At 71.6% G+C, this 12,059-nt stretch carries 13 protein-coding genes; 10 read left to right on the top strand and 3 right to left on the bottom strand.

Translation table 11 applies throughout. The features are described from left to right. The first annotated feature begins 181 nt into the window (after positions 1-181). From BMX96_RS04485 to BMX96_RS04450, 8 genes are all read left to right on the top strand, one after another. On the top strand, positions 182-397 hold the full coding sequence (locus BMX96_RS04485) for a DUF6732 family protein (protein ID WP_091844445.1): 216 nt from the start codon (positions 182-184) through the stop codon (positions 395-397). A 14-nt stretch (positions 398-411) separates the two neighbouring features. Continuing rightward, positions 412-1,602 (top strand): sirohydrochlorin chelatase, encoded by a 1,191-nt coding sequence (locus BMX96_RS04480; RefSeq protein WP_091844819.1) that lies wholly within the window; start codon positions 412-414, stop codon positions 1,600-1,602. A 64-nt stretch (positions 1,603-1,666) separates the two neighbouring features. Continuing rightward, a complete protein-coding gene (locus BMX96_RS04475; protein ID WP_175481655.1) occupies positions 1,667-2,308 on the top strand; it encodes a precorrin-8X methylmutase in 642 nt (213 codons plus the stop codon). Then, positions 2,301-3,503, top strand: coding sequence for a precorrin-6y C5,15-methyltransferase (decarboxylating) subunit CbiE (cbiE, locus tag BMX96_RS04470; RefSeq protein WP_091844444.1), 1,203 nt, complete (start codon positions 2,301-2,303; stop codon positions 3,501-3,503). Before BMX96_RS04475 ends, cbiE begins: the two co-directional genes overlap by 8 nt. A 97-nt stretch (positions 3,504-3,600) precedes the next feature. Continuing rightward, a complete protein-coding gene (gene cobI / locus BMX96_RS04465; RefSeq protein ID WP_091844443.1) occupies positions 3,601-4,302 on the top strand; it encodes a precorrin-2 C(20)-methyltransferase in 702 nt (233 codons plus the stop codon). Then, positions 4,293-6,071, top strand: coding sequence for a precorrin-3B C(17)-methyltransferase (gene cobJ / locus BMX96_RS04460; protein WP_091844442.1), 1,779 nt, complete (start codon positions 4,293-4,295; stop codon positions 6,069-6,071). Before cobI ends, cobJ begins: the two co-directional genes overlap by 10 nt. A gap of 43 nt (positions 6,072-6,114) precedes the next feature. Beyond that, entirely contained in the window at positions 6,115-6,885 is a 771-nt protein-coding gene (cobM, locus tag BMX96_RS04455) for a precorrin-4 C(11)-methyltransferase (protein ID WP_091844441.1), read from the top strand. An 88-nt stretch (positions 6,886-6,973) separates the two neighbouring features. Then, on the top strand, positions 6,974-7,324 hold the full coding sequence (locus BMX96_RS04450; protein WP_073129294.1) for a hypothetical protein: 351 nt from the start codon (positions 6,974-6,976) through the stop codon (positions 7,322-7,324). Here the strand turns inward: BMX96_RS04450 and BMX96_RS04445 are convergent. Genes BMX96_RS04445 through BMX96_RS04435 form a run of 3 tightly spaced genes read right to left on the bottom strand, consistent with a single transcriptional unit; the run spans position 7,315 to position 10,132 of the window. Continuing rightward, positions 7,315-8,418: a thiolase family protein gene (locus BMX96_RS04445; protein ID WP_091844440.1), complete on the bottom strand. Its 1,104-nt coding sequence runs from the start codon at positions 8,416-8,418 to the stop codon at positions 7,315-7,317. The two genes, BMX96_RS04450 and BMX96_RS04445, sit on opposite strands and share 10 nt — an antisense overlap. Continuing rightward, a complete protein-coding gene (locus BMX96_RS04440; RefSeq protein WP_091844439.1) occupies positions 8,415-9,494 on the bottom strand; it encodes an AMP-binding protein in 1,080 nt (359 codons plus the stop codon). Before BMX96_RS04440 ends, BMX96_RS04445 begins: the two co-directional genes overlap by 4 nt. Continuing rightward, complete coding sequence (locus BMX96_RS04435; protein ID WP_091844438.1) at positions 9,491-10,132, bottom strand: ribonuclease T2 family protein; 642 nt, start codon at positions 10,130-10,132, stop codon at positions 9,491-9,493. Before BMX96_RS04435 ends, BMX96_RS04440 begins: the two co-directional genes overlap by 4 nt. Before the next feature lie 135 nt (positions 10,133-10,267). On the opposite strand from BMX96_RS04435, the gene BMX96_RS04430 reads away from it, so the two are divergent. Continuing rightward, a complete protein-coding gene (locus BMX96_RS04430) occupies positions 10,268-11,026 on the top strand; it encodes a DUF1013 domain-containing protein (RefSeq protein ID WP_073129290.1) in 759 nt (252 codons plus the stop codon). A 361-nt stretch (positions 11,027-11,387) separates the two neighbouring features. Then, positions 11,388-12,059, top strand: a complete 672-nt coding sequence (locus BMX96_RS04425; protein ID WP_139209969.1) for a hypothetical protein — start codon at positions 11,388-11,390, stop codon at positions 12,057-12,059.

The raw sequence follows: 12,059 nt of genomic DNA, 5'->3' as shown, positions 1-12,059 counted from the left end.
TTCGTCTTTGCAACGCCCCCGCACGGGGTGTAAGGCAGTCGCGACGACGCCCCAAACCACGCACGGTCGGGGCCGGACAGGTGACCGTCACGCGGCCCGACCCAGACCGGGGGGCCGGGGCGGTATCGTCAGGGTATTCCCGGCGCGCCCGAATGGCCCCGCCCCGAACAGGAGCCCGCCCATGCGCCTTGCCATCTTCCTCGCGATCCTGCCCGTCCCCGCGCTTGCCCATGTGGGGCATCTCGGGCCGCTCGCGGGTCACGATCACTGGGTCGCCGGTGCGGGCCTTGGTATCGCAATCGGGATCGGCCTCTGGCAGGCCGCGAAGGAGCGCAAGCGCGGCAAGTCCGAGCCGAAGGCGGAACCCGAGGAGAGCGAAGAGGAGCAACCGGCGTGAGCCGGACCGGCGTCATGATCTGCGGCCACGGCTCGCGCAGCCAGTCGGCCGTCGACGAGTTCGCGACCCTGGCCGAGAAGCTGCCCGCCCGGCTGCCGCGTGACTGGGCCGTCGATTACGGCTACCTCGAATTCGCCAACCCGGTGATCCGCGACGGGCTGGACCGCCTGCGCGAGGCCGGCTGCGACCGGATCCTGGCAGTGCCCGGGATGCTGTTCGCCGCCATGCATGCCAAGAACGACATTCCGACGGTGCTGAACACCTACGCCGCGCAGCACGGGATCGAGATCCGCTACGGGCGCGAGCTGGGCGTGGACCCCAAGATGCTGGCGGCCGCCGCGGGCCGCATCCGCGATGCCGTCGCCGCCGCCGATGCCGAACACGGCAAGCTCGACCTGCACGACACCTGCCTGGTGGTCATCGGGCGCGGGGCCTCGGACCCCGACGCGAACGGCAACGTGGCCAAGATCGCGCGAATGCTGCACGAGGGCATCGGCTTCGGCTGGCACGAGGTGGGCTATTCCGGCGTGACCTTCCCGCTGGTCGAGCCGTGCCTGCAGCACGTGGCCAAGCTCGGCTACAAGCGCGTGGTGGTTTTTCCCTACTTCCTGTTCTCGGGCATCCTCATCGACCGGATCTACGGCTTCACCGACCGCGTGGCCGGCGCGCATCCCGACACGCAGTTCGTGAAGGCCGGCTACCTGGGCGACCACGACCAGGTGCTCGCCACCTTCGCCGAACGGGTGCTGGAGCTGAACACGGATCACCCGATCCCCAATTGCGGCATCTGCCCCTTCCGCGAGCAGGTGCTGGCCTTCGAGGGCGGGCGCCATGCCCATGTCGCACCCGCCGAGCGCCTGACCGCCGACCACCCGGCCGCGGGGCCGGTGCCGCCACCCACCTGTGTGCTGTGCAAGTACCGCACCCAGGTGCTGGGCTTCGAGGCCGAGGTGGGCGCGGTGCAGGAAAGCCACCACCACCACGTGGAAGGGCAGGGCGCCAGCGCGCCGGGCTCGAACGTGGCCGACTGCGCGCTCTGCGACAGCTTCTGCACCGGGCTTTGCCGGCTCGAGGCGCAGCATCACCACGATCACCATCACCACCATCATCACGGCGACGGCGATCATCACCACCATCACCACGCCGAGTATCCCCACGCCAATCATCCCTGGGGCCCCGAAAGCGCGCGCCGGACGAAGGCCTGAGCGGCTTCATCTTTCCCCAAATACCTCCGCCGGAGGCATCCGACCTTTCCAGAAAGCGATCCCGTTGCGCCCCTACGAAAAAGATCCCGGCCGCATCTACGCGCAAAGCTTCGCCACCGTGCGGGCCGAGGCGCGGCTGGACCGATTCCCGCCCGGCATGGACGCGCTGGCCATCCGCCTGATCCACGCCTGCGGCATGGTCGAGGTGGCCGACCGGCTGGCCTTCTCGGACCGCGCGGTCGAGGCCGGGCGCGTCGCACTGGCCGCCGGCGCGCCGATCCTGTGCGATTGCGAAATGGTGGGGGCGGGCATCATCCGCCGCCGGTTGCCCGCGGACAACGACGTGGTGGTGACGCTGAACGATGCGGGCGTGCCGGACCTGGCCCGCAGCCTCTCGACCACGCGTTCGGCCGCGGCGGTGACGCTCTGGCCCGATCTTCTGGACGGCGCCGTGGTGGCGATCGGCAACGCGCCCACGGCGCTCTTTCAGCTGCTCGAGCTGCTCGACGCGGGCGCGCCGAAACCCGCCGTCATCCTGGGGTTTCCCGTGGGCTTCGTCGGAGCGGCCGAATCGAAGGCCGAGCTGGCCGCGAACCCGCGCGGCTGCGATTTCGTGGCGCTGCGGGGCCGGCGCGGCGGGTCGGCCATGGCGTCGGCCGCCGTCAACGCACTGGCCGCGGGGCTGGAGACCGACACCCATGTCTGAGCCCTGGCTGCATATCGTCGGCATCGGCGAGGACGGCATGGCGGGCCTTTCGCCGGCCACCCGCGCCGTGGTCGAGGCCGCCGAGATCATCGTCGGCGGCGACCGCCACCATCGACTGTCCGACGCCGTCACGGCCGAGCGGGTCAGCTGGCCGTCGCCCTTCGACGCGCTGATCGACATGCTGCGGGGCTATCGCGGGCGCCGGGTCGTGGTGCTGGCCACGGGCGATCCGCTGTGGTTCTCGGTCGGCGCGCGCATCGGGCGCGCGATCCCGGCGGGCGAGATCCTGTACCACCCGCAACTGTCGGCCTTCCAGCTTGCCGCCGCGCGACTGGGCTGGAGCCTTGCCGATGTCGAGACGCTGACCGTCCACGGCCGCCCGGTCGAGCAGATGATTGCCTTCATCCAGCCCGACGCGCGGCTGCTGATCCTCACCACCGGGGCCGAGACGCCGGCCCGCATCGCCGCCTTCCTGGCCGAGCGCGGCTTCGGCGCATCGCCCATGACCGTGCTCGCCAACATGGGCGGCGCGGACGAGGCGCGGTTCGACGGGACCGCGGAAAGCTGGGACCACGAGGTGCCCGCCTTCAACACGCTGGCCGTCGACTGCGTGGCCGCGCCCGATGCCGCGTTGCTGCCCCGCGTGCCGGGGCTGGACGACGACCTGTTCCGCCACGACGGCACCATGACCAAGCAGGAGGTGCGGGCGCTGACCCTGGCCAAGCTCATGCCCATGCGCGGCGCGCTTTTGTGGGATGTCGGCACAGGCTGCGGGTCGGTGGCGGTGGAGTGGATGCGCGGCGCCCGCTATGCCCGCGCCATCGGGATTGAGCCGCGCGCCGACCGCCGCGCCATGGCCGCCGCCAACGCGCTGGCGCTGGGCGCGCCGCGGTTGGAGCTGATCGAGGGCGAGGCGCCCGCGGCGCTGGACGGTCTCGACGCGCCGGACGCTGTGTTCCTGGGCGGCGGGCTGTCGGCCGAGGTCTTCACCGCCGCCTGGGCGCGGCTGAAGCCCCTGGGCCGGCTGGTGGCCAACGCCGTGACGCTGGAATCCGAGGCCGTGCTGATGGAGCTGCATGCCCGCCACGGCGGACAGCTCGTGCGTCTGCAGGCGGCGCGGGCCGAGCCCGTGGGCCGGTTCCGCGGCTGGCGTGCGGCGATGCCGGTGACGCAGTGGAGCCTGATCAAGCGATGAGCGGGTTGCGGGCCGGGCGACAAGGTATTTGTGGAAAGATGAAGCCGGGCCGGGGCGCGTCCCGGGCGCGTGTCGCGCTGGCCCGCGGGGCCGTGCGATGAGCGGCGTGCTTTACGGGGTCGGTGTCGGGCCGGGGGACCCCGAGCTCGTGACGCGCAAGGCGGCACGGCTGATCGCCGGCGCGCGCGTCATCGCCTACCCGACGCTGGCCGGCGCGCCCAGCTTCGCCCGGGCCATCGTGGCGGACCTGATCCCCGGGGACGCCGAGGAAATCGTCATGGACCTGCCCATGCGCGCCGCGCGAGAGCCGGCACAGGCGGTCTACGACGACGGCGCCGCGCGGATCGCCGCCGCGCTGGAGGCGGGCCGCGACGTGGTGTGCCTGTGCGAGGGCGACCCGTTCTTCTACGGCTCGTTCATGTATCTCTACGCCCGGCTGCGCGACCGCCACGCGGTCGAGGTCGTGCCCGGCGTGAGCTCGGTCATGGCGGGCGCGGCGCGGGCGGGGCTGCCGCTGGCCGCACGCAACGAACGGCTGACCGTCCTTCCGGGGCCCTTGCCCGAGCCCGAGCTGCGCGCCCGGATCGACGGGGCCGAGGCGGTCGCGATCCTGAAGGTGGGCCGCCACCTGCCCAAGATCCGCGCCGTGATCCGCGACCTGGGGCTGGAGCCGCGCGCGATCTATGTCGAGCGCGCGACGCTGGCGGCGGAACGGATCTGCCCGCTGTCCGAGGCGCCGGAGAAGGCGCCCTATTTCTCGATGATCCTGCTCAACAAGGGGGATGACCCGTGGCTGTGACACCCGTGGTCCTGGCGCTGTCGCGCTCGGGCGAAAGCGTCGCGCATCGCGTGGCTGACCTGCTGGGCGCGCCGGTACATGGCCGTGCGGGCCGGGTCGACCGTGCCGATGCGTGGTTCGACAACGCGCTGGACCACGCGCGCGACCTGTTCGCCGCCGGGCATCCGGTGGTGGGTGTCTGCGCCAGCGGCATCCTGATCCGCGCCGTCGCGCCCCTTCTGTCGGACAAGCGGGCCGAACCGCCGGTGCTGTCGGTCAGCGACGACGGCGCCGTGGTCGTGCCGCTTCTGGGCGGGCACCGGGGGGCCAACCGGCTGGCGGCGCGAATCGCCGACGGTCTGGGCGCGCGCGCTGCCGTGACCACGGCGGGCGACCTGGCGCTGGGCGTGGCGCTGGACGCGCCGCCGCCGGGCTACGTGCTGGAAAACCCCGAGGCCGCGAAGGACGTCATGGCGCGGCTGCTGGCGGGCGAGGGGGCGCAGGTCACGGGCGACGCGCCCTGGCTGGCGGACCTGCCGCGCGGGGACGGGCCGGTGGTCGCCTGTTCCGCCGCACCGGTCGAGGCGGAGCTCGTGTTCCGTCCGCAGGTGGCGGTCCTGGGGCTCGGGGCATCGCGCGACTGCCCGGTGGACGAGATGGCGGCCCTGGTGGACCGGGTCCTCAACGAGGCGGGCATCGCGCCGGGGGCCGTCGCAGCGGTGGCGAGCTTGGACCTGAAAGGGGACGAGCCGGCGATCCTGGCGGTCGCACGGCGGCTGGGGCGGCCCCTGCGCCTGTTCGACGCCGCGGCGCTGGAGCGTGAAAGCCCGCGCTGCGCCAACCGCTCGGACGTGGTGCTGGCCGAGATCGGGACGCAGGGCGTGGCCGAGAACGCGGCGCTGGCCGTGGCCGGCGCGGACGCGACGCTGGCCGTGGCGAAGCAGAAGACCGCCCACGCCACGGCGGCCCTGGCGCTGGCGCCCGCGCCGCTGGTCGACCTGCCCGGACGGGCGCGCGGGCGGCTGTCGGTCGTGGGCATCGGACCGGGCCAAGCCAGCTGGCGCACGCCCGAGGTCAGCCGGCTGTTGGCGGAGGCCGATACGCTGGTGGGATACGGCCTTTACATCGACCTGCTGGGCCCGCTGGCGGCGGGCAAGGAACGGCACGATTTCCCGCTGGGGGGCGAGGAGGACCGCTGCCGCCACGCGCTGGAGCTGGCCGGGCAGGGGAACAACGTCGCGCTGGTTTGCTCGGGCGATGCCGGGATCTATGCCATGGGGGCGCTGGTCTTCGAGCTGATGGACCGGACCGACAAGGGCGTGAGCGACGCGGCCCGCAGGGTCGAGGTCGTCTGCTCGCCCGGCGTCTCGGCCTTGCAGGCGGCGGCTGCGCGGGCCGGCGCGCCATTGGGTCACGACTTCTGCGCGATCTCGCTGTCGGACCTGCTGACCCCGCGCGAGGACATCGTGAAACGCCTGCACGCGGCGGCCCATGGCGATTTCGTCATCGCCTTCTACAACCCCGTCTCGAAGCGCCGCCGCACCCTGCTGACCGAGGCGCGGGACATCCTGCTGGATCACCGCCCGGCCGATACGCCGGTGCTGCTGGCGTCGTCGCTGGGCCGTCCCGAGGAGGAGATCCGGTATCGCCGGCTGGACCAGCTGGACGTGGACGAGGTCGACATGCTGACGGTCGTCCTGGTCGGATCCAGCCAGTCGCGGCTGGCACGCCTGGGCGAAGGGCCGCGCATGTTCACGCCGCGGGGCTATGCCCGCAAGGTCGGGCTGTGAGGCGGGCGTTCGGCATCAGGTATTTCAAGAAAGGTGAAGCGCGATGACGGTCTATTTCATCGGCGCCGGGCCCGGTGATCCGGAGCTTCTGACCCTGAAGGCGCAGCGGCTGATCCGGGCCTGTCCGGTCTGTCTTTATGCCGGGTCGCTGGTGCCCGAAGCTGTGGTGGCCGAGGCGCCCGAGGGCGCGCGCGTGCTGGACACCGCGCCCATGACGCTGGACGAGACCCACGCCGAGATCCTGGCCGCCCATGGCCGGGGACAGGACGTGGCGCGGGTGCATTCGGGCGATCCGTCGCTTTACGGCGCCATCGCCGAGCAGATCCGGCGGCTGAAGCGCGACGGGATCGACTACCAGATCGTGCCCGGCGTGCCGGCCTATGCCGCGGCCGCGGCCGCGCTGGGGCAGGAGCTGACGGTGCCGGGCGTGGGCCAGTCCATCGTGCTGACGCGGATGAGCATGAAGTCGACCTCGATGCCCGAGCACGAGACGCTGGAGACTTTCGCGCGCTCGCGCACCACGCTGGCGCTGCACCTGGGCGTGCGCGCACTGCGCGAGATCGAGCGTCAGCTGGTGCCCTACTACGGCGCCGATTGCCCGGTGGTCGTGGCCTACCGCGTGGGCTGGCCCGACCAGCTGTTCCTGCGCGGCACGCTGTCGGATATCCGCGAGAAGGTGCGCGCGGCGAAGATCACGCGGACGGCGCTGATCCTCGTCGGGCCGGTCATGGGCGAGGTCTCCGATTTCGAGGACAGCGCGCTTTACGATCCGGCGATGCCGCACGTCCTGCGACCGCGCGCCGCGAAGGGATGACCTAGGCGTAAAGTGTTAGTCTCCCCGGGACTTGCCGTAACGACAAATCGATCCAACTCTGGTATACAATTTTCCGGGGGGAACGGTAATGAGTGCATACCTACCTGAGGATCTGGCGCCCGAGCAAATCATCGGCCGCGCCCGGCTGATTGCCCGGCAGCGACGTTTGTCCGTGGTGTCGAACGGCCGGCGCATCCCGGTTCTTCATCTTTGGAAGGGCGGTTTCGCGGTGGCGCCCGACATGGCGCGGCACCTGCGTGGCCTGGTCGAGCTTTACGAAGGCGAAAAGCTTCTGGGATGGTGCTTGGTCAGCTCGGGCACGATCGAGGCGGATGCCCACAGGTTCGATTTCAAGCGCTTCACCGCCTGCGCGGAGAACGCGCCGGTGGATTTCGTGCGCATCCTGCCGAAACCGCCGACCAGCGATATTCACATCTGATCATTTGCGCGGCCGTCGATCAGCACGGCCGTGCCCAACCCGCCCGCCGCCGCGATCGCGGCGAGGCCGAGGCCGGGCGCGCACGCCAATTCGTGCACCAGCCGCACCAGGTTGACAGCGCCCGAGGCCCCGATGGGATGCCCGCGGGCCAGCGCCCCGCCGCCGACATTCATCCGCTCTTCCGGAAGGGACAGCGCGCGCGCGGTGGCCATGGCCTGCGCGGCGTAGGCCTCCATCAGCTCGATCCGGGACAGGCCGCCCGGCCCGATCCCGGCGCGGTCCAGCACCTGCGCGATGGCCGCGTCCGGCGCAGCGGCGGGGTTGGCGGGATCCGCCCCCAGCGTGACACCCTCCGCGATGCGCGGGGCCGTCGGCGCATCGTCCGAGCGGACCAGCAGAACGAAGGCCGCGGCGTCGGCGGCCACGGCGCTGTTGGCGGCCGTGATCTGGCCCACCAGGGGCTGCGCGCGCGCGGCAATCCGCGGGGTGAGGGCGCGGGTGAAGCTGTCGCGGTCGAGCCCGGCCATCGGCACGAGTTCGGGCGAGCGCGGGGGCCGGGCCATGGCCTTGGCATGGCTGCCTGTGGCGAAGGCGTCCATCTCGTCCCTGCTCAACCCCACCCGGGTCGCGAGCGCATCGGCGGCCGCGGCGAGGTCGGGGTCGGGAAAGCCCGCGGGCGCGAAGGGCGGCCGGTCGTAGAAGCGGGGCGCGTCGGGCGTGCCGGTGGCGCGCAGCGGTCTGCGCGAATAGCTCTCGGCCCCGCCCGCGATGACGCAGCGCGCCGCCCCCGAACGGACCAGCGCGGCCCCCAGCAACACGGCATCCAGACCGCCGACGCATTGACGGTCGATCGTCAGACCGGCGACCCGCTGCGGCAGGCCCGAGGCCAGCGCGGCCAGCCGGGCCGGGTTGCCGCCCGCGCCCAGGGCGTTGGCGCAGATCAACTCGTCCACGTCGTCGGGTCCGCACCCCGCGCGTTCCAGCAGGGCGCGGATCACCGGCGCCGCGATCTCGTGCGGCTGAAGCCCCGCCAGGGCGCCGCCGCGCGGCGCCACGGGGCTGCGGCAGGCCGACAGGATGGCGACGCCGGTCACGCCAGCGCGGCGAGAGTGTGCGCCAGGCCGTCGAGGTCGGGCTTGCCGGACGGCAGGCGGGGCAGGGTGGGCACCGTCACGACCCTGTGCGGGGTCCCGGCCGCGCCCACGGCGCGCCGGCAGTCCGCCAGCAAGGCCGCGTCCAGCGACGGATCCGCCTCGCCCTGCCGCACCGCCACCAGCCGCGCGCCGCGCCGCGGGTCGGGCACGGCCACGACCGCCACCGGCGCCCCGGCCCGGTCGGCCAGGAACTGCTCGGCCGGCTCGGGGCTGACCAGCCGGTCGGCGACGTTCACCCGGCGCCCCGCGCGCCCCGTGACGACGAGGCGGCCGTTTTCCATGCGCCCGAGCTCGCTCACGGTGACGAAGCCGTCCGCGTTGCGTCGGGTCAGCGGGTCGGCGCCCGCGTCATAGCCGTCGAAAAGGTAGGGCGAGCGCACCCAGATCAGCCCGTCGCGCAGGCGCAGCTCGACCCCGGGGAAGGGCGTTCCGTCCACCGTGACGAAGCTCAGCTCGGACGCGCCGTAGAAGGTGCTCAGCCGGGCCGTGGGAAACGTGCCGCGTGCCGCCTCGGCCTGCGCGGCGGTCAGGACCCCGCCGCCGACGATCAGCCGGTCGAGCGTCGGAACCGCGCCCCGGCCGGCGAGCAGTCCAAGCTGCGTCGGCGTCGTCCAGAGATGCGTGGCGCCGTGGTCGCCGAGCGCGCGCAATTGCGCGTCGGGCCGCATACCCTGCAAACCCAGCAATCCCGCGCCCAGCCCGGCGGCCTCGGCCAGCGCGTAGAGCGTCAGGGAGTGGCCGACATGGCCCAGCGTCGCCACGACCGAGCCGGGCCCGACATCGAACAGCCCCGCGTTGACCTCGAAGCTCGCGCGCCAGCTGGCGGCACTGCGGCGGATGACCTTGGGCGCGCCGGTGGTGCCGCCACTGGCCACCCGGATCCACCGCCCGTCGCCGCCCGTGTCGCGCAGCCCGTCCGGCCCCGCGGTGATGTCGCGCCCGGCGGCCAGCGCGTCCAGCAATCCGCCGTCATCCCCGGCGACCAGCCGCGCCGCGCGGTGACGCTCCAGCCTCATTCGATGGGATCCATGAGCGCGTCGCGCTGGGTGCAGTCGCGGATCACGTCGTCGCCGCAGCGGCGCGGCTCGAGGTCGCGCGTGAGGCAGATGCGCACCTCCTGGATGCGGCGGTCGCGGCAGGTTACGGTCAGCGCGTCTGGAAAGAGGCCGGGGTTGTCCTTCAAGAACGCCTCTTCCACCACGCGGGCGGGCAGGCGGACCGGCGTGTCGAGCCGCCGGAACACCGCCGGTATCTGCACGGCGTCGAAGGCTTGGCGCGCCCGGTCGAAATAGTCGCGCGGTGCCAGCCCGGCGCAGCGGCCGTGTTTCTTCCACTGGTACCACGCCGCGCCGGGGGCGCCCATGATGTCGGCCATGGCGGCGGTCTGGGCACGGCTGGGGTCGGCTTGCGCTGTGTTGCAATATTCGGGATAGCCGCGGTCGTATTGCGGCCACAGCCCGTGCAGCACCCATCCGAAATCGGCATCCGCGGCGCATTGCGGCGATCCGCGGTCGTCGCCTTCCAGCGCGCACCAGCTGGGCGACCAGGACAGCGCGAGAAGGTAATAGTCGAACGCCCCGGCGCGATCCTGCGCGGTCGCGGGGCCGGATGACAGCAGGATCGCGGCGGCGAAGACGTGAAGAAGGCGTATCATTTGGGGTCTTTCCACGAAGGCACGGGCCGACTATATGCACCTTGAGTTCCCCGACAATGCGAACTTGGGCCCTGGGGGCCCGGCCCCTGATCCGGGCCACGGGGAAGACATGTCTGAGATGAGGAGCGCCAAGCGATGTCCGAAAAGCCGATCATGGCCAAAGCCACCGCCGTCTGGCTGGTGGACAACACGACGCTGACCTTCAAGCAGGTCGCCGATTTCTGCGGCCTGCACGAGCTCGAAGTGCAGGGCATCGCCGACGGCGACGTGGCGGCCGGTGTGAAGGGCTTCGACCCCGTCGCCAACAACCAGCTGACCGCCGAGGAGATCGAGAAGGCCGAGGCCGACCCGCTCCACAAGCTGAAGCTGAAGTTCAACCCGTCCGCCGTGGGCGAGGAAAAGCGGCGCGGCCCGCGCTATACCCCGCTGTCGAAGCGGCAGGATCGCCCGGCATCCATCCTGTGGCTGGTCAAGTTTCACCCCGAGCTGGCCGACAGCCAGATCGCCAAGCTGGTGGGCACCACCAAGCCGACGATCCAGGCCATCCGCGAGCGCACGCACTGGAACATCAACAACATCGAACCCATCGACCCCGTCGCCCTGGGCCTGTGCAAGCAGACCGAGCTGGACCAGCAGGTCCAGAAGGCCGCCGCCAAGAAGGCGCGCGAGGGCGCGGTCATGTCCGACGAAGAGCGGCGCAAGCTGGTCTCGACCGAGCAGTCGCTGGGTGAAGACAACGAGCCCAAGATGCCGTCGGCGATCTCGGGGCTCGAAACCTTCAGCCTGTCGGACACGGGCGAGGAGCTGGAAGAGGAAGACGACCGCGACGTGGCCGACGCCGACAGCTTCTTCAACCTGCCGAGCGAAAGCGGCTCGGACGACGAACAGCCCTGATCGGCGCACGACATTCTGTATGAAAAGGGCGGCTTTGGCCGCCCTTTTTCGTTTCGCGATCCGCCCGATTCAACCTGCGGTATTGGGCGTTTCCACCAGATCGTCTGAAATCATCAACTTCCGTGATTTTTCCGCCACTTTTTTGGCGGAGTTCACGCGATGGCTGACGTGATGCTCGCCCGCGTAAGTCTCGCCATGCGATTTATCCGGCCAAGATCCCGCACCAAGCGGGACAAGGGACCGCGCATGTCGGGCCCGCACTGTTGAGGTTCAGAGCAGCGATCAACCGCGACACGTTCGCGGCGACCATCGGCCTGCGCTGAAGGTGCCCCAGGGCGCCGTGGGAAGAGGGTCGGGCTGGATGAACGGTATCCGTATATCATTGGCATGTCTCGCGCTGGCGGGCGCGCTTGCGCTGTCGGGCTGCATGCCGACCGCGTTGTCGTCGAACCGGACGATACAGCAGCGCATGGAAACGACGCAGTATCGCATGGTCGATACGCAGCGCGCGTGGCTGCACGTGCCGCAAGGGCTTCTGACGCTCGAGCGGGACCTTCAGGGTGTGCGCGAACAGCGCATCGCGCTGCCCAACGACACGTCGCTGTCGGGCGACAATTTCGTGCTGTTGCGCACCCGCGGCGGGGGCGCGCTGCGCGGCGCGCGGTTCGACCTGGAGCGCTTCGTGGAGCTGTCGGGCGGTGCGCCCTATCCGTTCCGGAGCCTGAGCAACCGCAACATGCGCACCGGGTCGGATGCGCTGGGCGCTTTCTTCTGGACCGAACAGGCCATGGGCCCCGGCGTCACCTGCGTCGCCGCCGTCCGCAGCCTGGACCGGGCGGCGCGCCCGCTGCCCGGCCGCGCGGCGGCGGTCGACGTGATGATGCGCAACTGCGTACGGGGCGACGCGCGTGCCGCGCTCGCGCCGATCCGGGCCGAAACCCTTTCGGCCACACCGGCGGCGGGGGCGGGGGCCACCGGCGCAGCACCGACCCTGCGCAACCGCTCGCCCTTCGCGGCGCCGACCGGGGGCTGA

It is taken from the genome of Palleronia pelagia (assembly GCF_900110115.1).
Lineage (GTDB): Bacteria > Pseudomonadota > Alphaproteobacteria > Rhodobacterales > Rhodobacteraceae > Palleronia > Palleronia pelagia.
This window is presented reverse-complemented; position numbering and strand designations above follow the sequence as displayed.